The organism is Sphingobacterium sp. UBA7038 (assembly GCF_002494055.1).
GTDB classification, from domain to species: Bacteria; Bacteroidota; Bacteroidia; order Sphingobacteriales; family Sphingobacteriaceae; genus Sphingobacterium; species Sphingobacterium multivorum.
In genome coordinates this window covers 25,529-50,859 of record NZ_DLAV01000014.1, presented here as the reverse complement: position 1 = coordinate 50,859, position 25,331 = coordinate 25,529, and the positions used below count along the sequence as shown (strand labels likewise).

Below are 25,331 nucleotides of genomic sequence, written 5' to 3'. Positions count from 1 at the left end.
AAAAGGCCTTTCTGAATTTCAGAAAGGCTTTTTAATACATAATGAATTTTGATTTACATGAAGATGCATAAAAATGCAATATCATTTCTGTTTTATGCATAAAAACGCTATTTTTAAGAAAACATTACGCATGAAGTTTCCAATTATCACCTTTTTTATTGCATTATCCTGCGTTTTTAACGTTGCGATAGCACAGCAGTCCTTTAAGTTTGCCCACGTAACAGATACACATGTTGGCGGTGCAACAGGAGAGGAAGATCTGCGACGTACTGTAAAGGACCTGAATACATTGAAAGATATTGATTTCGTTATACTTTCTGGAGATATCACTGAGTTTGGTGCTGATCATGAATTAAAGCTTGCGAAGCGGATCTTAGATAGTCTGCAGTTGCCCTGGTATGTTATCCCGGGAAATCACGATGGCAATTGGTCTGAAAATGGAGCCAACACGTTTCGCACCGTTTTTGGTGGCGAAACCTTTTTCTTTAAGCATAAAGGCAACGCATTCATTGGAACCAATTCAGGGCCCAATATGCGCATGAGTCCTGGTCAAATTCCTCGGGAAAACCTGGTTTGGATGGATTCCATTTTTGCAGCGAATCCGGATAAACAGCTACCATTGATCTATATTAATCATTATCCACAGGATTCATCGTTAAATAACTGGTTTGACGCACTGAAAAGAGTTAAAACGCGGAATGTCCAGTTGGCGCTTTGTGGGCATGGTCATGCCAATAAATTATACGATTGGGAAGGAATTCCGGGGGTGATGGGACGGTCTAATCTGCGTGCGAATAAAGCGGTTGGGGGTTATAATATTGTGACCATCGCCGATGGCAAAGCCAGTTATCAAGAGCGTAATCCCGGTGTAGGAATGCAGGAGAAACCTTGGGTTGTTGTTCCAATGTTCGAGCATCATTATGAAAATGAAACGATAAGCTACCTGAGACCAAGTTATGCTGTGAACGCAAAATATGCGGACCAGGTTAAAGTTAATTGGACGTTTGAAGACGCCAGCGATATCGGGGCGGGACTAGCCGTTTACAAAAATAGCGTGATTACATCAAATACCGCGGGCGATATCTTTGCGCTTGACTTAAAAACTGGCAAAAAGCTATGGGCATACCGTACCGGCGGTAAAGTTTATTCTACGCCTGCTGTGTGGAAAGGGATTGTCGTGGCGGGATCATCGGATCATGCAATTTATGCGGTAGATGCCGGTAATGGCAAGTTGTTGTGGAAGGTGGAGACTGAGAAGGCGGTTTTGGGTTCACCCTTGCTACATGATGGCGTGGCTTTTATCGGTGGCTCGGATGGTAAGTTTAGAGCGCTGGACATCAAGACGGGAGCTGTAAAGTGGAGTTTTGACCAGGTCAAAGGATTTGTATCGACGCTGCCAACGTATTATTTGGGGAATGTAATTTTTGGTTCCTGGAGCAATGGATTCTATGCTTTGGATGCCAAAACGGGTAAGCTTTCGTGGGAGTGGAATAATGGACAGGCCAATCGGATGTTTTCTGCTGCGGCATGCAATCCGGTGGGGGTAAACAATCGTGTTTTTGTAGTTGCACCGGATCGTTTTATGACAGCACTGGATGCGAAGAACGGTGCGGTCATCTGGCGGGAAAAGAAAGATACCATTCGGGTGCGCGAGTCTATGGGGTTGGCTGCAGATCATAAATTGGTTTATGTGAAGACGATGGATGGGGATCTTTTAGGTATTTCGGTTGCTGGTGATCGTATGGATGTTGCCTGGAAGTCCAAACTTAAATTGCCCTACGAATTGACACCTTCTGCAATTACATCCAATGGCAAGTTGGTCTTTGTGCCGAGTCATTCGGGTTTGCTATCTGGAGTTGACGCAAAAACAGGCGCGGTAGTATGGCAATATAAAATATCCAATGGAATGGTTAATCCCGTTGCACTAAATGGGAGAAATACCGTGATAGCGAGTACGATGGATGGCAAAATAGTTTCATTACAGTTTTAAGCAATCGATTGAAATGATCTTTTTGAAAATAAATGCCTTGATATGATAAAAAAATGTCTAAACTTCTTAAATTTACGTCAAGCTTTTTTGCTTGTTTTTGCATGTTTTGTTTGTAACTTTGCGAAAGCACAGCAAAATGCTTGGATTAGAATAAACCAATTGGGCTATACTCCAGCGGGCAAGAAGGTCGCGGTATGGGGTGGGAAATCAATCAGGCAGCTTCGTTCTTTTGAAATTAAAAACGCACAAACGGGTAAAACAGTCTATGTACATCCTGTTGGAAAAGATTATGGGGCTTATGGTCCTTTTGTTCAGAGCTTTCGTTTTGATTTCTCTTCCATGCAGGATACAGGACGCTTTTTTGTTCAGGCCGGAGATGTGAAGTCTCCAACATTCCGAATCGCTCGGGACGTTTATAAAGGAGCGGCAGATTTTGTACTGCGTTATATGCGGCAACAACGGACATTGTTCAACCCTTTTCTGAACGATAGCTGCCATACACACGATGGCTTTGCGCTGTATGCAGGAAAGGTTGGTATTCCCGATAGCTCCCGTATCGATGCGGGGGGCGGTTGGCATGATGCTTCTGATTATTTGCAATATGCGACAACGTCAGCAAATGCGACATTTCATCTGTTAGCGGCTTACCGCGATTTTCCAAAGGTGTTTGGTGATCTAAAGCAAGCAAATGGTCTTGATGGAAAAAATGGCCGGGCCGATGTGCTCGATGAAGCAAAATGGGGCTTGGATTGGCTGTTGAAAATGCATCCCAAGGCCAACCAAATGTACAATCAGATTGGTGATGACCGGGATCATGCCAGCATGCGGATGCCAAAGGAAGATCCTTATTATGGTCGTGGATTTGAGAGACCGGTGTATTTTATCGATGGCGAGCCACAGCAGCGTGGCAAGTTTATGAACAATACAACCGGAACAAGCTCTACTGCTGGTAAATTTAGTAGTGCTTTTCGCCTGGGGGCGATGTTGTTTGACAAAGAGGATCGGAAATATGCAACGCTGCTTTCGAAGAAATCGGAAACAGCCTATGCTTATGCCAATATAAAACCAGGCGTGACACAGACAGTTTCTGTGAAATCGCCCTATATTTATGCCGAAGATAATTGGGTAGACGATATGCAGTTGGCCGCTGCAATGTGTTTTTCGATGACAAAAAAAGAAAAGTTTGCACGAGAAGCCTTACGCTACGCCCGGCAAGAAAAGATTACACCTTGGATGGATAGCGATACTGCTGCACATTATCAGTGGTATCCTTTTATCAATCTTGGGCATTATGAGTTGGCAAAAGGATTAAAAGGACAAGATCGCGAGGAGATTGTTTCCTATTATAAACAGGGGATTGAGCAAGTCAATCGGAGAGCTGAGAAAAACGCTTTTTTTCGGGGAGTTCCCTTTATTTGGTGTAGCAACAACTTAACCGTATCCTTTGCGATCCAATGTCTCTGGTATAAAGAATTGACAGGAGATACACATTTTGATGAGCTAGCCCAAGCTAATTTTGACTGGTTATTCGGGGCGAACCCTTGGGGCACGAGTATGGTATATGGTCTTCCGGCTGGAGGCGATACACCTGTCGATCCGCATTCGGCGTTTACCTTTCTTGGAAAGCATCCGATCGACGGCGGATTGGTTGATGGGCCCATTATGGCATCCACGTATCGCAATCTGATTGGTATCAAGTTGAATAATCCGGATAGCTATGCGGAGTTTCAAAGTGATCTGGCGGTCTATCATGACGACTACGGAGATTATAGTACGAATGAGCCGACAATGGATGGTACCGCTTCGTTGATTTATCTGTTGGCTTCAAAGGAGGGTAAGGCCATGGAGGAGCCTGCCGGAAAAAAGTAACACGGGATGTTTTTGGAGCTATTGTCCGGGGCGACTCGACAAAACGGCAGGTGGCCCTGGTGTTTACCGGTCATGATTTATCTGAGGGTACTGCTGAGGTATTAGCAAGTCTAAAGCATAATGGCATTAAAGGCTCTTTTTTCCTGACAGGCGATTATCTCAGAACTCCAGGTTTTAAGCCGTATGTCCGTCAGATGTTAAGCGATGGCCATTGGATTTCGGGGCATTCCGATAAACATATTCTGGTGAGTGACTGGGGGAGTAGGGAGGTGCTTTTGGTCAAACGTGACTCTTTTGTCGCTGATCTAAAAGCAAACCTGAAAGCACTGGAAGGCGCGGGTGTCAAAAGAGAGCAGCTGTCCTATTATATTCCTTCTTATGAATGGTATAATAGTGAAACAGTCGACTGGGCAAAGGCAGTTGGTCTAAATTCGGTTAATTATACACCAGGAATACGGACTGCGGCTGATTATACCTATCCTGAAATGGGGGGGCGTTATTTATCGTCGACAGCGATTCTCGACAATCTCTGGTCTTACGAAGCTCGATATGGGCTCAATGGATTTTTGATATTGATTCATATGGGAACTGATGATCGGCGGAAAGATAAGCTGTATCATCATTTGGATGATATCATTAGCATATTAAAGGGGAAAGGGTATCAACTTGTGGATGTACCCGATTTATTGAAATAAAGAAATACAATATATACTAATAATGGTAAATACAACGGAGAAAGATTCGAATTATCAGGATTTGGACAAGATGTCTGTGCATGAGTTATTGACAAATATCAATAATGAGGATAAATCTGTGCCACTTGCTGTAGAGCAGGCTATCCCTCAGATTGAAGCATTAGTCAAAGTCACTGTGGAGAAAATGAAGGCTGGTGGTCGAACTTTTTATATCGGCGCTGGTACAAGTGGCCGTTTGGGCGTGCTGGATGCGTCTGAATTACCTCCGACATACGGCGTTCCATTTGAATGGATCATTGGGTTGATTGCTGGTGGTGATACTGCAATTAGAAAAGCAGTTGAATTTGCAGAAGATGATCTGGAGCAAGCATGGAAAGATATGGAAGCGTATGATATTGATGAAAACGATGTTGTTATCGGCATTGCGGCTTCTGGAACCACACCTTATGTTATCGGCGGATTGAAAACGGCAAACGAGAAAGGGCTTGTGACGGGCTGTATTGTCTGTAACGGAGGGTCCCCGATTGCGGAAATAGCGCAGTATCCGGTTGAAGTTATTGTTGGGCCAGAATTTGTTACCGGGTCTACGCGAATGAAATCGGGTACAGCACAGAAACTTGTGTTAAATATGTTCAGTACCGCAGTGATGATCCAATTGGGTAGGGTAAAGGGGAACAAGATGGTCGATATGCAATTGTCAAACCATAAGCTGGTCGGTCGTGGTGTACGTATCATTATGGATCAGACCGGGGCGCTTGAAGAAGAAGCTGCGGCTTTACTTGAGCAATTTGGTAATGTAAGACAGGCAATCGAAGCTTATCAGGATACCCATTGAGCATAACCTATTAAAATCACCTATTTAAAAACAAACTATGTCACCAGTAATATTATTATCTTTTATAATAATCTATTTTGCAGTTCTGCTTGCTGTAGCTCACTTCACCTCGAAGGGAGCTTCCGATAACTCTACCTTTTTTGTCGCAAACCGGAACTCTAAATGGTATATGGTCGCCTTTGGGATGATCGGTACCGCGCTCTCCGGCGTAACTTTTATCTCGGTTCCCGGCGCAGTCGGTGCGTCTGAATTTAGCTATTTTCAATTTGTTCTTGGGAACGCCGTTGGTTTTGTCATTATTGCCTATCTATTGCTTCCGCTCTATTATAGAATGAACTTGACTTCCATTTATACGTATTTGGAAGAACGTTTTGGGCACACCACGTACAAGACCGGTGCTGCTATTTTTTTGGTTTCCCGTACGATCGGTTCGGCGTTTCGTCTTTATCTGGTCGCAATCGTATTGCAGCATTTTATTTTTGATGCCTGGAATGTGCCTTTCGCGATTACGGTCGTTATATGTTTGGTGTTAATCTGGATGTATACAAACAAGGGTGGCTTAAAGACGATTATTGTGACAGATACCCTACAGACTACCTTTTTAGTGACCGCAGTAATTCTCTCTATCTATTTTATGGCCAAAGGATTAGATTTTGGTATCGTCGATACTTTCGAGGCTGTAAAAGAAAGTAGTTATTCCAAGATCTTTTTCTGGGATGATTTTGTCGGCAGTAAAGCAAATTTTTGGAAACAATTCTTGGGAGGAATTTTTGTGACCATTGCGATGACTGGGCTTGATCAGGATCTAATGCAAAAGAACTTATCGATGGGGACCATTAAAGAAGCCCAAAAGAACATGATCACTTTTACAAGTGTTTTTGTGGTCATTAATATTTTCTTTTTAGCTGTCGGTGCTTTGCTGTATATCTATGCGGCTAAAAACGGAATTGATGTGACTCAATTAGCAACACGCGATTATTTGTACCCAGAAATTGCATTAAACCACTTGGCTATTGTTCCTGCAATCATCTTTATGATGGGGTTAACGGCTGCTACTTTTGCAACGACAGATAGTGCGCTAACGGCATTGACAACATCTTTCTGTGTGGACTTTCTAAATTTCAATAAAAAAGAAAATCCCAATGATCCAGCGCTGATCAAGCAGCGTAATTATGTGCATTTTGGTTTCTCCATTGTGATGCTGTTGGTTATTCTGGTCTTTAAGCTGATCAATGATGACTCGGTCGTCAATGCAATCTTTACTGCGGCGAGTTATACCTATGGACCTTTATTGGGTTTATTCGTTTTCGGAATATTCACAAAATATGCCGTGCGGGATAACGCTGTACCTTATATCTGTGTACTTTCGCCTACCGTCTTATTTTTGCTTAAAACCTATGTTATTGAAGTGTATACACCTTATGTTATCGGATTGGATTTGATCATTATTAATGGTTTTATCACGTTTGTGATGCTTTTGATCAGTTCTCCAGGTAAAGCAAGTGAAAAAGCATTGTCCCATAATTAATGCACTTCGGCTATAAAAAATTTCTCCATTGGTGAGAAGATGTAAATACAAGTATTGATTTTGATTTGTACGTACAGAAAAATTAAGTTAAGTTTGATATACTTAGTTTTCTGTACGTATGTATCATAGCATAAATGAGACTACGGAATTTATCCGTAGAAAAATTGGAGATTTTACTCCAGAATTCGGTATCATCCTAGGTACTGGTTTAGGTAAGTTGGTTGATGAAATTGAAGTCAAGTATCAGCTGATGTATTCCAATATACCAAATTTCCCCATTTCGACTGTTGAATTTCATTCTGGTAAGCTCATTTTTGGAAAATTGAGTGGCCGCAATGTGGTTGCTATGCAGGGGAGGTTGCATTATTATGAAGGTTACGATATGCAACAAATTACCTTTCCGATCCGTATCATGAAAGTTTTGGGGGTACAAAAATTGTTTGTTTCCAACGCTGCGGGCTCCCTGAATCCTGATGTGAAAAAAGGTGACCTTGGAATTATTGAAGATCATATCAATTTGTTGCCGGATAATCCGCTACGCGGACAGAATTTGGCCGAGTTTGGTCCACGATTTCCGGATATGAGCGAGCCTTATAACCGAAAGATGATTGGACAGGCTCTTGAAATTGCAGCCAAACATGCTATTGCTGCGCGAAAAGTTGTTTATGTTTCTTCCGCAGGTCCAAATTTGGAAACAAAAGCGGAATATCGTTATATGCGCCTGATCGGTGGGGATGTGGTCGGTATGAGTACCGTTCCAGAAGTGATTGTTGCTAATCATATGGCACTGCCGGTATTTGCGATTTCTGTTGTTACGGATGAAGGCTTTCACGAGGAGCTTAAACCCGTATCATTACAGGAAATTGTTAATGTTGCGGAGAAAGCGGAACCTAAAATGACATTAATTTTGAAAGAATTAATAGCTTTGCAATAAATTACCTCTTCATGTATCTCTGTTGAAGGAAAAGGTTGTTGGATTTGTGTGCGGTGAAGGGTAATTGGTTCATTGAGGTGAATTTAGCTTTTTTGGTTTTTATATAATTTTAGATGAAGTTGATCGTACGCATACTTGCCGCATGGTGTGTTTTATTTATTTATTCCGTGGATGTCATTGCGCAGAGCAAAGAGGATTGGAGTAGCGCATTGGATTCGGCCAGAGCCAAAGAGGACGGGAAGAAAGATTCTGTCATCCTTTCTGCGAAGTATATCCGATATGCCACACTGGATATGTTAAAAAAAGGAACTTATACACGGCAGATCGATACATCACATCATAATTATCAATATTATAATCCGCAGAATTTACCTTGGAATCCCAGTGTGAACCTTGGGGCTTATGGCCTTGCCACACGGGATCTATTGTTCCAGCCTAAAAAGACCATTGGCTTTCAGTCTGGTTTTACAGCGTTGGAACGTTATTTATTGAACCCCGATTCGGTCCAATATTTTAGGGCCCGGGCGAGGTACTCCGAATTGTCCACGGTAGGATTCTTTTTTAATGACCAGGTTTTTAGGGCTCGGGTGGCGCAGAATATCAATTCCCAATGGAATATGAATGTCGATTTCCATTCTACTAAAACGGATGGATTTTACCTTGGACAGAATTATTCGGATTTAAAGGCTTCAGTTGCTTCTTGGTATGAATCGAAAAATAACCGGTATAATTTGTTGATCAATGGCGTATTTAATCGTTTGGATGCCATGGAGAATGGCTCTATTACAGAAGATCTTCCATTTGCGCCTGGAAACAGGCAGTCTCCGGACCGGTTTATACCGAAATTCTATGATGCCGGTAACACAAGGGTACCTCGATCTAAGTGGTGGGATAATTCATTCTTCCTGAGACAGTCACTTTATTTGGGACGATTGGATACGATCGATAAAGGCAAGCCGACCATGCAGATCCATCCGACCAATAGTATGGCGCATAATACGCGTATCCGAAGGCAGACATACAGCTTCTTCAAGAACATGGATGACCAAAATGCAGCATTACCATACAATAATAGAGCATTGGCGCTAAACAATGATAAGACGTTGATCACGAATGTTTCCAATGAATTTGAATATAACTTTTTTCTTAGAGGGAAGTCGGTCTTTAAGAACGAGGCAAAGTTGAATTTGGCTTTTCAGCACGACATGAACTGGGTGGAGCAGAATCAGTTGGACTCCATGCGGTATTACAATAATACATCAGCCTATCCACAGCCGCTGAAGAAACTGCCGGATAGCACAACATTTGATCGTTTTTATCAGAACGGAATTGTGAAAGGTGAATTAGGGTATAAGTTTTCAGATCGTCTTGATTTTAGTTTAAAAGCGAATCAAATCGTATTTGGCCACAACTTTGGAGATTTCTTGTATGAAGCTAAAGCGGATATCTCGATGGGGGATAAAATCGGAAAGGTGACGTTGTCAGCTTATTCACAGAACAAATCTCCGGAGATGGTTTTCGAGAATTTAAATTATACCTACGGAAAATGGAATGATTTAGATCTTAAAAAGACGAAAATTCAGAATCTGGGTTTTCAATATGCCAATCCGATGCTTGGTTTCCATGGTAAGGTGGAGTATTTTTTGATGAACAATTATACCTATTTCGAAGAGTTGTCCAATCCACAGAACGATCCTAAGAAGGATAAATGGATTGTTCCGACACAATTGGATAAAGCTAATTTGCTGAAGGTAACCGTTGGACAAAAATTTAAACTAAACCATTTTACCTTCGATAATCTCGTGGTCTATCAAAAGACAGATCAACAGGATGCATTGGCAGTTCCCGAGTTGTATACCTGGCATAGTTTGTATTACAGTAACCTGTTTTACAAAGTTATTGATTATAGTATCGGTCTGGACGCAAACTTCAATACACCTTATGCCAATCCGAATTATTCAATTGGGACGGGACAGTTTTATAATGCTTACAAACAGATTGAGTTTTCGACATATCCAATCATGGATCTATGGATTACAGCGAATATACAACGGGTGAATATGTTTTTGAGTTATAATTTTTTAAATCAGAACTTCTATCCGCATGGTTACTATACGGTCAGACGTTATCCGATGAATAGTGCTAATTTTAGATTTGGTATTTCTTGGAAGTTCTATGATTAAAAATTATTTCGGTGTTTCTTAGCTTGTTGTGATATTAAAGGCATAAAATCTTATAAAATAATTTTGAGAATAGAATTTTTAAGCTATATTTGCACACGCAATTAGGGAACGGCGTTCTTTAAAAAAGTATGGAGGCTTAGCTCAGCTGGTTCAGAGCATCTGCCTTACAAGCAGAGGGTCACAGGTTCGAATCCTGTAGCCTCCACCATACAAAGTCGGAGAATTAGCTCAGCTGGTTCAGAGCATCTGCCTTACAAGCAGAGGGTCACTGGTTCGAATCCAGTATTCTCCACCAATCCAAAACGGAGGCTTAGCTCAGCTGGTTCAGAGCATCTGCCTTACAAGCAGAGGGTCACAGGTTCGAATCCTGTAGCCTCCACAAAAGCATCATCAATTGGTGCTTTTTTTTGGTTAGGGGGTTTAGCTCAGCTGGTTTAGAGCACTACCTCGACAAGGTAGGGGTCACTGGTTCGAACCCAGTAATCCCCACGATAAAAAAAGCGTTCTTCATGAACGCTTTTTTTATGGGCTGAATTCGCTGTAAATTTGAAAGTCCCCGATCCGGTATTCAATCTATCTCGGGAATCTTTCGCATTTATTTTCTAACTATTTCCGTTTCTTCCCTAGTTTAATTCCGTAACCTGTTGTCCATTCAATAAAATCAGCTTTACCGCCATGGGCTTTAATGGAAACACCGGCAAAGAAATCTTTGTAAACTTTATAACGTACTCCTGCTCTTAAATACACGGGCATGCTCTCGCCATTGAATTCGTTGCGATGAAGATAGACTCCTACATTTCCGTTGATATAAAGGCGTGAATTTAACACATGATCAATGTAGAATGCGGGGCCGTAAGAAAATAAGGCGGAGAATTTTCCGGCTTTGTCGCCGGCAACCTTCTCGTCGTTTCCACTGGCTGAATAAAATGCATCAAACCCAGCGCCAAGCCGCCATTTGTAGCCGAAATGCTTGCTGTAGTATGCACCTAGCATAGATTTAAAATATTGGCTATCGTGTTCGCGATCAATCTGTTTGAAGCCAAAGGCATAGTTGAAATGGAGTTCCTCTGTTTTCTCCATTTGTGGAATACTACTTTTTCTATAATCAAAAGGCTTGTTTGTTGGTGTATACGAAACCGATAGGCTCAAGGGGACGAGGTTTATCCCTGTGTTCGGTAATGCCAGGGCGCCATTGCTGAAGTGGTGGAAGGCTGCACCAGCCCCTACCTGAAAGTTTTTATTTAGGCGGTAGTTGACCTGAAGTCCAAGATCAATAAATACATTGTTTTTGCTGCCAATAAGTAGGTTGAACGGATTGTCCTCCTCATTGTAGGGGTTGAATCTCCCGGAAAGACCGAGCGCAATGCGGTAGTTGAAATTCCATCTTGAATTTACTTTTGGCCGAATAGGAATGGCGACAAAGCCATAGGCGGCTAAAGGTCGTCCGAGGTGCTCCTGACCAAAAGTACTGCTGTAGATGCCTATGCCGTATATTGGATAGTTGTATATTTCATTGTAAATACTCTTTAATGAGTCTTGAAACTGGGTCTGAAAACCGACTCTAAAATTTAACCCACTATAGTATGAGTCAGCAAGGGTTTCTTTGGAGCGCTCATTGAATTTGAGTTCGCCCCCGCTTTCATGTTCAAGTTGGAATATAAGTCTCGTCTTAGCTGGGGTACGGCTTTGTAAAGTGTCATTCGGATTTTCTATTCGGGGTGTGACCTGTGCTGTGGCACGAAAGGAGAGCAGTGTCAGGGCCACAAAAGCAAGTATTCTTGATCTCATGAAATAAAACGTTAGCGTTTTTTAAAATTTTTGCAAAAATAAGAATGATATATCATTGTAACAACAGTATTTAAACAGTAGCGAAATCAAGTTATAAAAAATGCCATTTTTCAGCCACACCATGTCGGTTAGTGGTGAGAGAAATTAGGCAGCTTAACTATCAGGCTGTCAAATGGGTAAATAATTATTGTTTATGTCTGTAATTATATTGCATATAAAAAGCAATTTATCTAAGTTTGAGGTGAAAAGAAAAAGGAAATATGATTAAAAACCTATTTAGAATTACTGCTGTTACGTTTGCACTAACAACAGCAGGGTGTGCTTTGTTTGCTCAAAACGCCAAATTTGATTGGAAAGAAGCATCTGAGGGGGGTTACACCTACAAGTACGTCACGAATGACCCTACACATTCACGGTTTTACAAGTTAAAAAATGGCTTAACGGTGATTTTGAGTCCGACCAAAAAAGAACCACGTATTCAAACTTACATTGCAACAAAGGCGGGGAGTAAAACAGATCCGAAAGATCACACCGGTTTGGCTCATTACCTCGAGCATATGTTGTTCAAAGGAACGGATAAATTTGGCTCTAAAGACTGGGCAAAGGAGAAACCTTTGTTAGATCAGATTGATGCGCTCTATGAGAAATACAATGGTACAACAGACGAAACCGAACGGAAAGCAATCTATAAGGAAATCGATAAAGTATCTGGAGAAGCTGCGAAATATGCTATTGCGAATGAGTATGATAAATTGATGGCATCAATGGGAGCGGAAGGTACCAATGCTTTCACTTCATTTGAGCAGACTGTTTATCAGGAGCAAATTCCTAGTAATGTAATGGATAAGTACCTTGCTGTACAGGCAGAACGGTTTAGATATCCGGTATTGCGTCTGTTCCATACTGAGCTGGAAGCTGTGTATGAAGAGAAAAATATCAGCTTGGATAAAGATAATCGTAAGGCTGTGGAGTCGATGTTTTCAGCAGCGTTTCCCAATAATAATTACGGAAAGCAGACGACAATTGGTACGGTAGAGCACCTTAAAAATCCGTCTTTGAAAGCGATTCATGAATATTTTCATACCTATTATGTCCCTAATAATATGGGGGTTATTATGTCGGGGGATTTTGACCCTACCGAGGTGGTGAAAAAGGTGGATAAGACTTTTGCTTTTATGCAGGCGAAAGAAGTTCCGGCCTATACTTTTGATGCGGAGAAACCAATTTTAACTCCTGTTGTCCGCGAGGTTAAAGGTCCGGATGCTGAATTTATGTTAATGGGATTCCGTTTTCCTGGGGCTGCGACAAAGGATGCCCGTATGCTTAATCTGATGAGTCAGATCTTGACAAATGGTTCTGCTGGTTTGATTGATCTGGATTTGGTGAAGAATCAAAAATTATTAGGTGCAGGTGCTTTTCCTTATGTGTTAAAAGACTACTCTTTGCTCCTGTTGCAGGGTAATCCTGGTCAGGGACAGAGCTTGGAAGAGGTGCAACAGCTGCTGTTGCAAGAATTGGCGAAATTGAGAAAAGGTGAATTCTCGGATGATTTGATTACAGCCATTGTCAACAACGCGAAGAAAGATGAAATCAAACAGAATGAAAGTTATGGTGACCGGGCTGAATCATTGATGGATGCCTTTACTTCGGGTCAGGATTGGGCGTCTGTTGTGGGCTATTCGGATGAATTAAATAAAATCACCAAGCAAGATGTAGTGGATTTTGCTAACAAATACTTGAATGACAATAATTATGTAGTTGTTTATAAGCGTAAGGGCGTTGATAATAATGTTGTTAAAGTTGTTAAACCTGAGATTACTCCTGTAACGGTGAATCGTGATGACCAGTCTGAGTTCTTGAAGCGGGTTGAAGCAATGCCAGAGGATAAAATCCAACCGGTATGGGTCGATTATAATAAAGATATTCAGAAAGCTACAGCGAACGGTTTATCTGTACTTGCTGTAAAGAACTCAGATAATGAGCTGTTTTCGCTGTCTTATCGTTTTGATGGTGGAAAATGGAGCAATAAGTTACTTTCATTGGCTGCGGGCTATCTTGAGTTTTTGGGTACAAAAGACAAATCCAGTGAGCAATTCAGCAAGGATTTCTATCAATTGGCTTCTGATTTTTCGGTGTCTGCAGGAAATGAGGAAACCATGGTGTCGATTTCAGGTTTGAATTCCAACTTTACGGCTACATTGAACTTGATTCTGGATTTGTTGCGTAATTGTGTTGCTGATCAGGAGGCTTTCAAAATGTATATTGCCCGTCTTAAAAAAGCGAGAGCAAATGCGAAAGAAAACAAGGGAGCGATCATGGAGGGCCTAAAATCTTATGCTAAATACGGCGCTAAAAATCCATTTAATAATGTGTTTACAGACGCGGAATTGGATGCTTTAAAAGCGGAGGATTTGGTGAAGGCATTGCACGATTTGGCTAATATGAAACATACGATGCTTTATTTTGGCCCGTTAACTGCCGCGGAATTTGTAGCGAAAGCGAAGCCTTTGAAACAAGGGGCTGGAGAGTATATTCCGGCGAAAAAGGCGGTCGTGTTCGCAGAATTGCCAACAAGCAAGAACCAGGTCCTTTTTGCTAATTTCGAAATGAAGCAGGCTGAAGTATTTTGGTATAGAAGCTCAGGAGTATACAGTAGTGCCTTGACACCGACTGTTTCTCTGTTTAATAATTACTTTGGTGGCGGCATGGGAAGTATTGTCTTCCAGACTATCCGTGAATCGAAAGCATTGGCTTATTCAACTTATGCCTATTATGGACAGCCTTATAAAAAAGAAAACCATTACACCGTTGGGGCCTATGTTGGGACGCAGGCTGATAAGTTTAACGATGCGATTAAAGGCATGAATGAGCTGCTGGATGTGTTGCCTGAAAGCGCTAAAGGGTTGGATATTGCGAAAGTAAGTCTGGAAAAATCAATTGCCAGTGAACGTGTATTGAATGCTTCTATCTTAGGTAGTTATCTGGCTGCACAACGTTTGGGAAATGCAACTGATATTCGTAAAGTTGTCTATGAGCAAGCGCCAAAATTAACTTATGGCGATCTAAATACTTTCCACAAGAAAGAAATGAGTCAAAAGCCGTACGTTTACTGTATTGTAGCGAAGGAAGAAAGTCTTAAGCCAGAAGATCTTGCGAAACTGGGCGAGGTTAAAAAGCTGGATCTTAAAGAGATCTTCGGCTATTAGATCCCGGATGGCTTGTCTTCAGAATTAGATTAGCGTATGAAATTAAAAAAGCCTCCGGTGTTTGCCGGAGGCTTTTTTTGTATCAGGTTTTGTGATGCCCTTTGTTTTTTTATGCTTGTTTCACGCTACAGAATCCTTGTTTCACTGTTCGTGAGTAGGATTAGTTTTAGGGTGAATTCGCTATCGTGGCTACTAAAACTAGCGTATTAAAACCGGATAATCTCCTCAATCTGTTCGTTGATAAATTGCAGCGTATCTTCTTTGAATAACTGCCCTTCATCATTCAGTTCGTTCTGAACATTGGGTAGAAAGATCTTGAGGGGAAGCACGTGCATTCTTAAGTAGTGGCATATGCCGGTCAGATGATCGATGCCGCGGAGGTTGCCATAGCGTCCCGAAGATAGTCCGACCAATGCAACTTTCTTGTGATAAAAGCTGATCGGAAAAGTGCAGCAATCGATAAAAAGCTTGAGCGCTCCTGGTATACTTCCGTTGTATTCTGGTGCGATAAAAATAAACAGATCCGCTTTACTGATCTTTTCTTGGATAGGTTCAAATGCTGTACTTCTTTTGCCATAAAGATCTGTTTCTAAAATGTTTGCTGGTAGATCTTCCAACGAAAAGATGTCACTTTCAATTGACTTACGGTCAAGTAATTGCTGGTAGCACTTTGCTATTTTTAACGTCTTACTATTGGGACGGTTTGTTCCGGATATTATTAAAATCATTGTGTTGTTGATACTTATAAAAAGCGCAGTTTCAAAGTGGATACATATCTTGATTTTTTGTATCTTAGCATCCTGAGGATATGTGCTTTCGATCAATCAAAAGTACGAAATATGCTGAATTTGTTTTGTTAATTTGAATTACGGATAAAAAATTTGGCAAATTGATCTTCAAAAAAGTGAAATGTAGTATAAAAAGACATTTTAATTAAGAAAGGTTTTCATTCAAGATGGGAAAAGTAATTGCAATCGCAAATCAAAAGGGTGGGGTCGGAAAAACCACAACGTCAATTAATTTGGCGGCTAGTTTGGCGGTTTTAGAATATAAAACATTGTTGGTCGATGCAGATCCCCAAGCAAACTCTACTTCTGGGATTGGCTTTGACCCTCGTACAATCAGCGCAAGTGTATACGAATGTTTGGTAAATGATTTGGATCCTCGTGAGGCGATTCAATCAACAGAAACACCAAATTTGGATCTTTTACCCGCTCATATTGATTTGGTTGGGGCAGAAATTGAGATGATCAATATGCACGAAAGGGAGTACAAGATGAAAAAGATCTTGGATCAGGTGAAACAGGATTATGATTTTATTATCATCGATTGTTCGCCTTCCTTAGGCTTAATTACAATCAATGCACTATCTGCTTCAGACTCAGTCATCATTCCGGTACAGTGCGAATACTTTGCCCTAGAAGGACTTGGTAAGTTGTTGAACACAATTAAAATCGTTCAAAACCGTTTAAATACAAGTTTGGAGATCGAAGGAATTTTGTTGACCATGTATGATGTTCGTTTAAGATTGTCAAATCAGGTGGTCGAGGAAGTAAAAACACATTTCACAGATTTAGTTTTTGATACGATTATTCAGCGAAATACCCGTTTGAGCGAAGCTCCAAGCTTTGGAATTTCTGTTATCATGCATGATGCGTCCTGCAAAGGGGCAATTAATTATTTGAATTTGGCACGCGAGATTTTACAGAAAAACGGGCATCTTAATGAAATGAATAAAACAGTAACCGCATAATATGGCAGCACATCAGCGTAAAACAGGACTGGGAAGAGGTTTAGGTGCGCTATTAAACGATAGTGTAGAAGTTCCTGCTAAAAGTAATCAGCAAGTGGAAGAGGCTCCTCTAGTTACATCAACTGCTGTAAAAACAACAAAAGAGAATGGCAGTATCAGCCATGTTCGTGTAGAAGAAATATCTGTCAACCCTTTTCAGCCGCGTACGGAATTTGATCCGGTTGCTTTACAGGAGTTATCGGAATCAATTATTTTACAAGGATTAATTCAGCCGATTACCGTACGTAAAATTTCGGACGGTAATTATCAGTTGATCTCCGGGGAGCGACGTCTCCGCGCTTCTCGCTTGGCCGGTATTACCGAAATCCCAGCGTATATCCGTACCGCCAACGACCAGCAGATGCTGGAAATGGCCCTGATTGAGAATATTCAGCGGGAGAACCTAAATGCGATTGAAGTAGCCTTGAGCTTTCAGCGCATGATTGAGGAATGTAATCTAAAACAGGAAGAATTGGGGGAGCGAGTCAGTAAAAACCGTTCTACTGTTACAAATTATCTCCGTTTATTAAAACTCCCACCTGTCATTCAAGCGGCAATACGTGATGGAGCATTGACCATGGGACATGCTCGTGCCTTGATTAATATTCCTGAGGTTGATAAACAGCTTTATATCTTTAAGTTGATTATTGATCAAGGTTTATCCGTTCGTAAGGCGGAGGAGTTGGTTCGTGAGTTACAAAAAGGCGGTAAGAAAAAAGCCGGGAAAGATAAAGCTCCGATGTCTTTTCAATTGCAGAAGATTGAAGATGATCTGGCTTCGAAATTTTCTTCTCGTGTCAAATTGAATCTGAAGAGTACAAAAGGAAAAGGAGCAATTGAGATTCCTTTTGAATCGGAAGATGATTTAAGTCGCATTCTTGAATTGTTAGATTGGTAATATGGCCAAGTTAATAAGCTTGATATTTGCGGTGTTTGCACTGTCGGTGGTACATGGACAGACTGTGGATACAATTCCTAAGAAACAAATAACACCCGTCAAAATAGATAGCATAAAGCAAAAATCGGTACAGGATACCGTAAAGAAGGAATCTCGGAAGGAACGTAAAAAACGGGAGAAGGAGGAGGCTAAGGCGAAAGAGAAGGTTGTATTCAAGGATTCGACACGCTTGGCTATTGAAGCAAAAAATAAACAGGCTTGGAAACGTTCTTTGGTCCTTCCAGGCTGGGGACAATATACCAACGGTGGCGTTTGGTGGATAAAAGTGCCTGCAATCTATGGTGGCTTAATAACAACCGTACTTGTTTTTGATTTTAATAACCGTTATTATAAGGAATTACTGGGGGTGTTACAGGACAAAGCTCTTGGTAAGCCTATTGATCCTTATTACATCGGAATCTCAGACCAATCTATCATCCGAGCAAAAGATAATGCGCGGCGAAATCGAGACCTCATGGTGCTACTTACGTTAGGTGTTTATGGCCTGAATGTCGCAGAGGCTTATATTGACTCGATGCTTAAATATCGCTGGAGCATTGGCGACGATAAACCCAAAAAGACTGCTTTCTTAATTGGACCTACTTTAATGGATGCGAGTCTCGCGTCGGGAACTTATTCATTTAAACCTACTGTAGGACTTAAATTAACCATGAAATTCAATTAACTTCCGTATTCCTAAGGTGGATATTTCGATTGGAAATGATTGTTGATCAGGGTTTATCTAATTTGTCTTTTAGTGAATATTGCATATACACTGCTCGTTCAGATTGATGTTTGTGGTTTTTAAACATGGGTATTTCATTGGAATTTTTTAATTTTAAAAATAAACTATACTTTTTTTTCTAAATATATGAACATCATTCTCTTGGGATATGGCAAAATGGGGCAGATTATCGAAAGATACGCACTGAAAAGAGGCCATCAAATTTTTTTAGTTGTCGATGAACATAATCGTCCTAACCTGACTGCTGATGATATCAAAGGGGCTGATGTCGCAATAGACTTTAGTGTACCTTTCGCGGCACTGGATAATATGAATCTTTGCCTTGAGGCAGGTGTACCTATTGTCGTCGGAACAACCGGTTGGTATGATCAACTGGAGGAAGTTAAGGCGAAGTGTTTGGAGGCTGATGGTTCCATTTTGTATGGATCTAACTTTTCCATCGGAGTGAATGTATTCTTCCATATCAATAGAATGTTGGCGAAGGCCTTACAGCCGTACAAACAATATGATGTCCAGGTAGAGGAGATACATCACATTCACAAACTGGATGCACCTAGTGGTACAGCAATTACGATTGCTGAGGGGATATTGGATAATAGCGATGTGAAAACCAACTGGGTGAATACGGTTATTGGTGATCAGGATGAAATTATTCCAAAACCACAGGAGCTTTTAATTGAAAGTCATCGTATCGAAGAGGTTCCGGGAACACATACGGTACTTTATAGTTCTGAGGTTGACCAAATAGAGTTTAAGCATACCGCACATAGCCGCGATGGATTTGCCTTAGGAGCTGTAGTTGCTGCTGAATGGTTGAATGGCAAAAAAGGTTTCTATCAGGTTACTGAAATTTTTGATTTTAATAAATAGTATTAATAAGTAGATTATGGGCTTAATTATATTTGCGGTTTTAACAGCAATATCGGGATATGGACTGTGGCAATTGTTTGTTAAAGCTGGCAGAAATGGCTGGGAAGCAATCGTACCTTTTTATAGCCAGTATATTCAGGCGAAATTGACAGGAAGACCTACATGGTGGGTAGTTTTATTGCTCGTACCGATTGTCAATGTCTTTGTTTTCTATAATCTTTACCTTGATTTTATCCATTGCTTTGGAAAACGCCGTTTTTGGGAGAATGCTGCTGCAGTTTTAGTACCTTTTATTGTTCTGCCAATGTGGGCAAAGGACAATAACGTACGTTTTTTGAATGGCTTATATGCTAAGAATTTAAAGGCTGCAAGCCAAGAAGGTCTTGAATTGACTGAAGAGAAGCGTGCCGAAATTGCACTCGAATCTTATAAAGAATATAAAATTAAATATCCGTACAAGAAATCGATGGTACGCGAATGGGCAGATGCCATTGTATTTGCAACCGTAGCGGCATCGCTTATTCGTGGCTTCCTGATTGAAGCTTATATGATTCCAACAGGATCTATGGAGCGTACCTTGTTGATCGGGGATTTCTTATTTGTGAGCAAGTTAAATTATGGCCCCCGTGTTCCTAATACGCCGATTGCCTTTCCTTTTGCGCATCATACGATGCCCATCACTGGCGGAAAAGCATATTCTGAATTGATTGAGCTTCCTTATAAACGTTTGCCAGGATTTCAAAAAATTGAACGTAATGATGTCGTTGTTTTCAATTTTCCTGCGGGTGACACTGTCGCGCTTGAAAACCAAAATTCAAGTTATTATGATCTTGTTCGAGTTTATGGTTGGCAGACTATCAATTCTCAGTTTACAATTCAGGCAAGACCTATCGATAAGAGGGAGAACTATATTAAACGCTGTGTTGGATTGCCTGGCGATAAGATTTTCATGAAAGATGCTAAACTCTTTGTGAACGATCAACCAGGATTTGATCCTCCAGAAAGCCAATTGGACTATCTTGTATTAACGGATGGTACCCCATTAAATATGGATAGATTACGGGAGTTGAGAATAGAAGCGGTCGGTGGCGATCAGCAGCCTGGCGTTTATCAGTTGTTCATGACAAAAGATGAACTAGCCATTGTAAAATCTTGGTCGAATGTCAAAGAAATCAGAAGGAATCCTGTTGGAGAAGGAGCTTATCCGTATGATCCACAATACAAATGGAATTTTGACAATTTTGGACCGATTTTAATCCCGAAGAAAGGATGGACAGTGGCATTAAATGCACAGACTCTGCCCATTTATGAAAGAGCTATCCGTGTTTACGAGAATAACAAGTTAGAAAAACGTTCGGATGGGATCTATATCAATGATGTGAAAGCAGACCATTATACGTTTAAAATGGATTACTTTTGGATGATGGGTGATAATCGCCATAATTCCCTGGATTCAAGGGGCTGGGGATTTGTTCCCGAAGATCATGTTGTCGGAAAGGCTTTATTTACTTGGATGAGCTGGGATGACATTGGTACAGGACTTTCGAAAATTCGCTGGAACCGTATCTTTAAAGGAATTCATTAATAATTGCAAGTTCAGCAATAGTTTTGCTATTTTGAGGGTAATAAAAAGGGCTTTCGTTTAAGAAAGCCCTTTTCTATTTATGCATTTTTGTGCAATTCGGTAGATCACAAGAAGCTCATTTATAAAGTTAGCGCTCTTCGCCGAACATGCTATTACTTCAAACAAGCCAGATAACGTTTGATTGTTTCTTCTAATCCTAGGTATAGTGCATCAGAGATGAGGGCATGGCCAATACTTACTTCCAGGAGTTCAGGGATATGTTGGTTGAAATATTGCAAATTGTTGAGATCTAAGTCATGGCCCGCATTTAGACCTAAACCGACTTCACGTGCTTTTAATGCAGCTTTGAAATACGGTTTTATAGCGAGTTCCTTGTCAAAGCCATATTCCGTGGCAAAACCTTCTGTGTAAAGTTCAATGCGATCTGTTCCTGTTTCTGCCGCAGCCTCTACCATTTCTTCAACCGGATCAACAAAAATAGAAACACGTATACCTGCATCTTTGAACAATTTGCACATATCTTGTAGGTAGGCTTTGTTCTTAATGGTATCCCAGCCATGATTCGAGGTCAATTGTCCTTCGGTATCTGGCACTAAGGTTACTTGTGCTGGTTTATTGGCCAATACAAGGTCAATAAATTTCTGTTCCTGGCAATTTCCTTCAATATTGAGTTCGGTCTGGATTGCTGCTTTTAAGTCAAAGACATCCTGATAGCGAATATGTCTTTCATCAGGTCTCGGGTGGACAGTGATACCCTGTGCTCCAAAACGTTCACAGGCTAATGCTGCAGATACTAGATTAGGATTATTGCCACCTCTGGAATTTCTGAGCGTTGCGATTTTATTGATATTTACTGAAAGTCTAGTCATTTTCCTGTATGTTATGTTGTAAAAATACAAATAATATCTATTTTTTTTTAACTTGCATATATGGATGGAATCGACTATAGCCTGTTTAGCGGCTTTCGCCTATTGGACGTTATTGATATCATATTGGTAGCGATTATTATCTACTATATCTATAGTTTGATTAGAGGGACCATTGCTGTTAATATCCTGATTGGTGTAGCACTGTTTTATGGTGTTTATATAGTCGTTAAGCAGATGCACATGCGTTTACTGACCGAGATATTCGGCGGTTTTATATCTGTAGGGTCCATTGCATTGATTGTCGTGTTCCAACAGGAAATCAGGCGGTTCTTACTGCACGTTGGGAAGAACATATCCATGAAACGGAAAAAAGTTTTTTGGTCATTTATCGGGAATAAGAAAGCTATACAAAAGGATTTGACGGAAGACTTAAAACCGGTTATTGAAGCCTGTAGAAGCATGTCGCGTACACGGACAGGTGCTTTATTGGTTTTTTCAAAATATTTTGATGAGGAGTATTATCAGAGTAGTGGTGAGTATATCGATGCCCATATTTCGAAGCGCCTGATTGAAAGTATCTTTCATAAAAATAGTCCTTTGCATGATGGAGCAGTCGTTATTGTTGATTTTAAGATTATGACAGCATCTTGTGTGCTACCATTGTCGGATAGTGAGGATTTGCCGCTGCAATTCGGACTACGCCATCGCGCTGCTATTGGGGTGACGGAAATCTCGGATGCGATTGCTGTTATTGTCTCTGAAGAGACCGGTGAGATCTCTTTTGCGAAAGACGGAAATGTCAATATGAACGTTTCACCAGAAGAACTTGAGCAATTGCTAAAAGACGAGCTATAAAACTAAAAGCCGATTTATAAAAAAGGCTTTAAATGCAATGCCCCCAAAAAGTGAGATACTTTCTGGGGGCATTTTTTAGCTATAAATACCTATTTCTTTGCAGCGTTGATAACTTGTGTGTTCAATTTGATGTATTCACTATTTTTATCTGCTGTGGCAACTTCAAGACCTTTCGTTGCAGTTTCTATTGCACCTTTTTTATCTCCAGCTTTTAATTGAGCTTTTGCTTTCCAATAAAGGACGTGGGCAGCTTTAGGTTGAGCTTTGGCGGCTTCGTCATACCAGTTTAGCGCTTTATTTAGATCTAAGTTATTACTGAAGTAATATTGGGCTGCGGCAAAATAAGGTTTTTTCTCGCCCTTCATAGCTTCGTCGATGGAAGCTAATATTTTAGCCTGTTGATTGACTTTGAGATCAACCTTTACTGACGTTTTTTCCCAAGCCAAACTCAATACAGCACCTGTAGGCGTAACATTGTCGAAAGAAATGCTGAAAGTTTCTACTGGATTTGCTAGCGTATGAGGTTTCACATTGAAGCGCAAAGCATCTTCACTTTGTTTATAGGTATAGGCGCCCCATTGTTTTGTGTTTTTACTGATGATGATCGTCCATTCCGATTTGTTGGGGATTGTGAAAAGAGCATAGGTTCCGGCGGAAAGCTTGTGTCCATTCAGCTCAACATCCCCTTCAAAAGTTAATGTGGTATTTGTATTTGCACCTGTGCGCCATACTTCGTTGTAAGGAACAAGATCACCAAAAATCTTACGACCGTTCACGCTAGGTCTGCTGTAATTAAGGGTTACGTTTTCAATACCTAAACCTTGTGTAACTGTCTGTGAGCTACTTGCTGCAGGTAGCTTTAGCTGAGCAAAAGATTCGTTGACCGTAAACATCATTGTTGCGGCAATGGCAATTGCAAAAAGATTCTTTTTCATCTGTATCATTGTTTGTTTGTTGTATGCTTAATCCTGTGGTTCAATATGCTCTTGATATGCATTTGATCATAACTTCTATTTCTCCTGTTGAAAAACAGAAAATCTGATTATAGCATGGCTGTAATATTTAATGGCTCTTACAGCATCTATCTCCTAAAAATAGGAAGAATTTTAAGAAAAAAGGGCATCTATTTTTTAGATGCCCTTTTTTCCTAAAATATAAGATGGATTTACATTAATTCGTTTTGCCAACTTTATGGCCTACTATAGAGAAAAACATAATGTATAGATAGCCCGGAATCATTGCATATAGGAATGCATGTTGAAAATCAATATGTAAATGATCTTTTAACAATCCGTAGATCAAAGGCCATATAGCACCACCTGCAATACCCATAATCATGATGGCTGACCCTGTTTTCGTGAACTTTCCGAGGCCTTTAATTCCTAGCGGGAAGATCGCTGGCCACATGAGGGAGTTAGCGATTCCTAACAAGGCAACGAATATAAATGAAGTTGTACCAGTCGTAAAAACAGAAATAATGGTGAATGTGATGCCAATGATTGTGCAAATGCGTAAGGCCATTTGTTGTGATACAAATCTTGGAATAGAAATAATACCAATAATATAACCGATCAACATACAAGCGAGTGTAAATGCTGTTGCATAGGTTGTAAAGAAAGGATCAACTTTCAGTTCGCGTGCATAGACGCCAATGATATCTCCCGCCATAACTTCGACGGCCACACAGAAGAAGATTGCCAAAGCTCCCAAGAACAAATGTGGATATTGAAATATCGATGTTTTCTTTGCTGCCACAGTTCCGCTTTCTGCGCTGGTTTCTTCTTCTGCATCCACATCGACCTCAGGCAGGTGTGTGAACTTTAAGAATATTGCGAAGGCAACGAATATAATTGCTAGCGAGATGTATGGAGTATGTACGCGTTGAAGAAGATCATCTAAGATCGCATTCTTTTGGACAAGATCCGTTGTTGCTTCCAATTTTGCTGTTACCTTTTGAGCATCTTTTAAAAAGAGTGTTCCGAAAAGGATAGGTACAATGATACCAGCCGATTTATTGAAAAATCCAGCTATTGAAATACGTTGTGCAGCGCTATCAATGGGACCAATAATACTTAAGTAAGGGTTAACGGCTGTTTGTAATAATGCCATTCCTGAACCTTGGATGAAAATTCCTGTTAAAAATAGGCCGTAGCTTCTATTATCTGCCGCAGGAATAAAGATCAAAGATCCTAAACCTAATATAATAAGACTGACAACTAAACCATTTTGGAAACCAATTTTTTTAATGATGACTGAGCTTGGAAGTGCTAGGAAAAAATAAGCAATATAGGAAGCAAAGGTTACGAAGAAAGCTTGCAAATCTGTTTCGAGGTTACAAGCAATTTTTAAGAATGGAATTAAGGTTCCGTTTGCCCAGGTAATAAAACCGAGGATAAAAAATAAACCACAGCAGATGGCCATAGGGCGGAAAGCTGTTTTACCAACGTTAGGATTAGTGGTCATGTTTTGTTTTATTATATTTAGTTAAGTTATCGTTCGAGGATTGGTAAATCAGCAGGAATAAGGAATGAACAAACGATTGCGCTTCATAATTACTGATTTTTAAAGTATCCATCCTACAAGACTACTTAAATTTCTTGAATATTGGAAATAAATAAAGGCATATTTTTGGGGGATTTTGATAATTAAT

19 protein-coding genes and 4 tRNA genes are annotated in these 25,331 nt (G+C 40.6%); 18 read left to right on the top strand and 5 right to left on the bottom strand.

Translation table 11 applies throughout. The features are described from left to right. The first annotated feature begins 130 nt into the window (after window positions 1–130). The 11 genes from B3H30_RS08710 (at window position 131) to B3H30_RS08660 (ending at window position 10,523) form a co-directional block, all read left to right on the top strand. Window positions 131–1,990 (top strand): PQQ-binding-like beta-propeller repeat protein, encoded by a 1,860-nt coding sequence (locus B3H30_RS08710; protein ID WP_286833921.1) that lies wholly within the window; start codon window positions 131–133, stop codon window positions 1,988–1,990. 42 nt (window positions 1,991–2,032) lie between these two features. After that, entirely contained in the window at window positions 2,033–3,859 is a 1,827-nt protein-coding gene (locus tag B3H30_RS08705) for a glycoside hydrolase family 9 protein (RefSeq protein ID WP_286833919.1), read from the top strand. A gap of 50 nt (window positions 3,860–3,909) precedes the next feature. Next, entirely contained in the window at window positions 3,910–4,554 is a 645-nt protein-coding gene (locus tag B3H30_RS08700) for a polysaccharide deacetylase family protein (RefSeq protein ID WP_070561300.1), read from the top strand. A gap of 22 nt (window positions 4,555–4,576) precedes the next feature. Then, a complete protein-coding gene (gene murQ, locus B3H30_RS08695; protein WP_046672659.1) occupies window positions 4,577–5,389 on the top strand; it encodes an N-acetylmuramic acid 6-phosphate etherase in 813 nt (270 codons plus the stop codon). Between the two features lie 37 nt (window positions 5,390–5,426). Then, a complete protein-coding gene (locus B3H30_RS08690; RefSeq protein WP_070561299.1) occupies window positions 5,427–6,917 on the top strand; it encodes a sodium:solute symporter in 1,491 nt (496 codons plus the stop codon). A gap of 118 nt (window positions 6,918–7,035) precedes the next feature. Next, window positions 7,036–7,851 (top strand): purine-nucleoside phosphorylase, encoded by an 816-nt coding sequence (locus B3H30_RS08685; protein WP_070561298.1) that lies wholly within the window; start codon window positions 7,036–7,038, stop codon window positions 7,849–7,851. 113 nt (window positions 7,852–7,964) lie between these two features. Next, window positions 7,965–10,034, top strand: coding sequence for a putative porin (locus B3H30_RS08680; RefSeq protein WP_286833914.1), 2,070 nt, complete (start codon window positions 7,965–7,967; stop codon window positions 10,032–10,034). A gap of 130 nt (window positions 10,035–10,164) precedes the next feature. Beyond that, window positions 10,165–10,242: transfer RNA gene (locus B3H30_RS08675), tRNA-Val, on the top strand. A gap of 9 nt (window positions 10,243–10,251) precedes the next feature. Beyond that, window positions 10,252–10,329: transfer RNA gene (locus tag B3H30_RS08670), tRNA-Val, on the top strand. A gap of 9 nt (window positions 10,330–10,338) precedes the next feature. Then, window positions 10,339–10,413, top strand: a tRNA-Val gene (locus B3H30_RS08665). Window positions 10,414–10,448: 35 nt separating this feature from the next. After that, a tRNA-Val gene (locus B3H30_RS08660) sits at window positions 10,449–10,523 on the top strand. Window positions 10,524–10,640: 117 nt separating this feature from the next. On the opposite strand, the gene B3H30_RS08655 is transcribed toward B3H30_RS08660, so the two are convergent. Further along, complete coding sequence (locus tag B3H30_RS08655; RefSeq protein WP_145329010.1) at window positions 10,641–11,822, bottom strand: acyloxyacyl hydrolase; 1,182 nt, start codon at window positions 11,820–11,822, stop codon at window positions 10,641–10,643. 260 nt (window positions 11,823–12,082) lie between these two features. Here B3H30_RS08655 and B3H30_RS08650 point away from each other — a divergent pair, with 260 nt between their 5' ends. After that, the gene (locus B3H30_RS08650; RefSeq protein ID WP_286833910.1) at window positions 12,083–15,028 is read left to right on the top strand and encodes a M16 family metallopeptidase; all 2,946 of its coding nucleotides are present in this window, start codon (window positions 12,083–12,085) and stop codon (window positions 15,026–15,028) included. Between the two features lie 206 nt (window positions 15,029–15,234). Here the strand turns inward: B3H30_RS08650 and B3H30_RS08645 are convergent, their stop codons facing one another. Beyond that, entirely contained in the window at window positions 15,235–15,756 is a 522-nt protein-coding gene (locus B3H30_RS08645; protein ID WP_088163207.1) for an NADPH-dependent FMN reductase, read from the bottom strand. Window positions 15,757–15,983: 227 nt separating this feature from the next. Here B3H30_RS08645 and B3H30_RS08640 point away from each other — a divergent pair, with 227 nt between their 5' ends. The 5 genes from B3H30_RS08640 (at window position 15,984) to lepB (ending at window position 20,957) form a co-directional block, all read left to right on the top strand. Further along, window positions 15,984–16,781 carry a ParA family protein gene (locus tag B3H30_RS08640; protein ID WP_070561294.1) on the top strand — a complete coding sequence of 266 codons (798 nt, stop codon included), beginning with the start codon at window positions 15,984–15,986 and terminating at the stop codon, window positions 16,779–16,781. A 1-nt stretch (window position 16,782) separates the two neighbouring features. Then, window positions 16,783–17,718 (top strand): ParB/RepB/Spo0J family partition protein, encoded by a 936-nt coding sequence (locus tag B3H30_RS08635; RefSeq protein WP_075994480.1) that lies wholly within the window; start codon window positions 16,783–16,785, stop codon window positions 17,716–17,718. 1 nt (window position 17,719) lies between these two features. Beyond that, window positions 17,720–18,442 carry a DUF5683 domain-containing protein gene (locus tag B3H30_RS08630; protein ID WP_088163206.1) on the top strand — a complete coding sequence of 241 codons (723 nt, stop codon included), beginning with the start codon at window positions 17,720–17,722 and terminating at the stop codon, window positions 18,440–18,442. A 186-nt stretch (window positions 18,443–18,628) separates the two neighbouring features. Next, entirely contained in the window at window positions 18,629–19,372 is a 744-nt protein-coding gene (dapB, locus tag B3H30_RS08625; RefSeq protein WP_075994478.1) for a 4-hydroxy-tetrahydrodipicolinate reductase, read from the top strand. A gap of 16 nt (window positions 19,373–19,388) precedes the next feature. Then, window positions 19,389–20,957: a signal peptidase I gene (gene lepB, locus B3H30_RS08620; RefSeq protein ID WP_088163205.1), complete on the top strand. Its 1,569-nt coding sequence runs from the start codon at window positions 19,389–19,391 to the stop codon at window positions 20,955–20,957. A gap of 152 nt (window positions 20,958–21,109) precedes the next feature. Here lepB and B3H30_RS08615 read toward each other — a convergent pair whose 3' ends face one another. Beyond that, a complete protein-coding gene (locus B3H30_RS08615; RefSeq protein ID WP_075994476.1) occupies window positions 21,110–21,826 on the bottom strand; it encodes a pyridoxine 5'-phosphate synthase in 717 nt (238 codons plus the stop codon). Between the two features lie 60 nt (window positions 21,827–21,886). On the opposite strand from B3H30_RS08615, the gene cdaA reads away from it, so the two are divergent. Next, window positions 21,887–22,681: a diadenylate cyclase CdaA gene (cdaA, locus tag B3H30_RS08610; protein WP_046672648.1), complete on the top strand. Its 795-nt coding sequence runs from the start codon at window positions 21,887–21,889 to the stop codon at window positions 22,679–22,681. Window positions 22,682–22,770: 89 nt separating this feature from the next. Here cdaA and B3H30_RS08605 read toward each other — a convergent pair whose 3' ends face one another. Further along, window positions 22,771–23,616 (bottom strand): DUF2911 domain-containing protein, encoded by an 846-nt coding sequence (locus B3H30_RS08605; RefSeq protein WP_088163797.1) that lies wholly within the window; start codon window positions 23,614–23,616, stop codon window positions 22,771–22,773. A gap of 235 nt (window positions 23,617–23,851) precedes the next feature. Continuing rightward, window positions 23,852–25,144 carry a glucose/galactose MFS transporter gene (gene gluP / locus B3H30_RS08600; RefSeq protein ID WP_075994474.1) on the bottom strand — a complete coding sequence of 431 codons (1,293 nt, stop codon included), beginning with the start codon at window positions 25,142–25,144 and terminating at the stop codon, window positions 23,852–23,854. Between the last annotated feature and the right edge of the window lie 187 nt (window positions 25,145–25,331).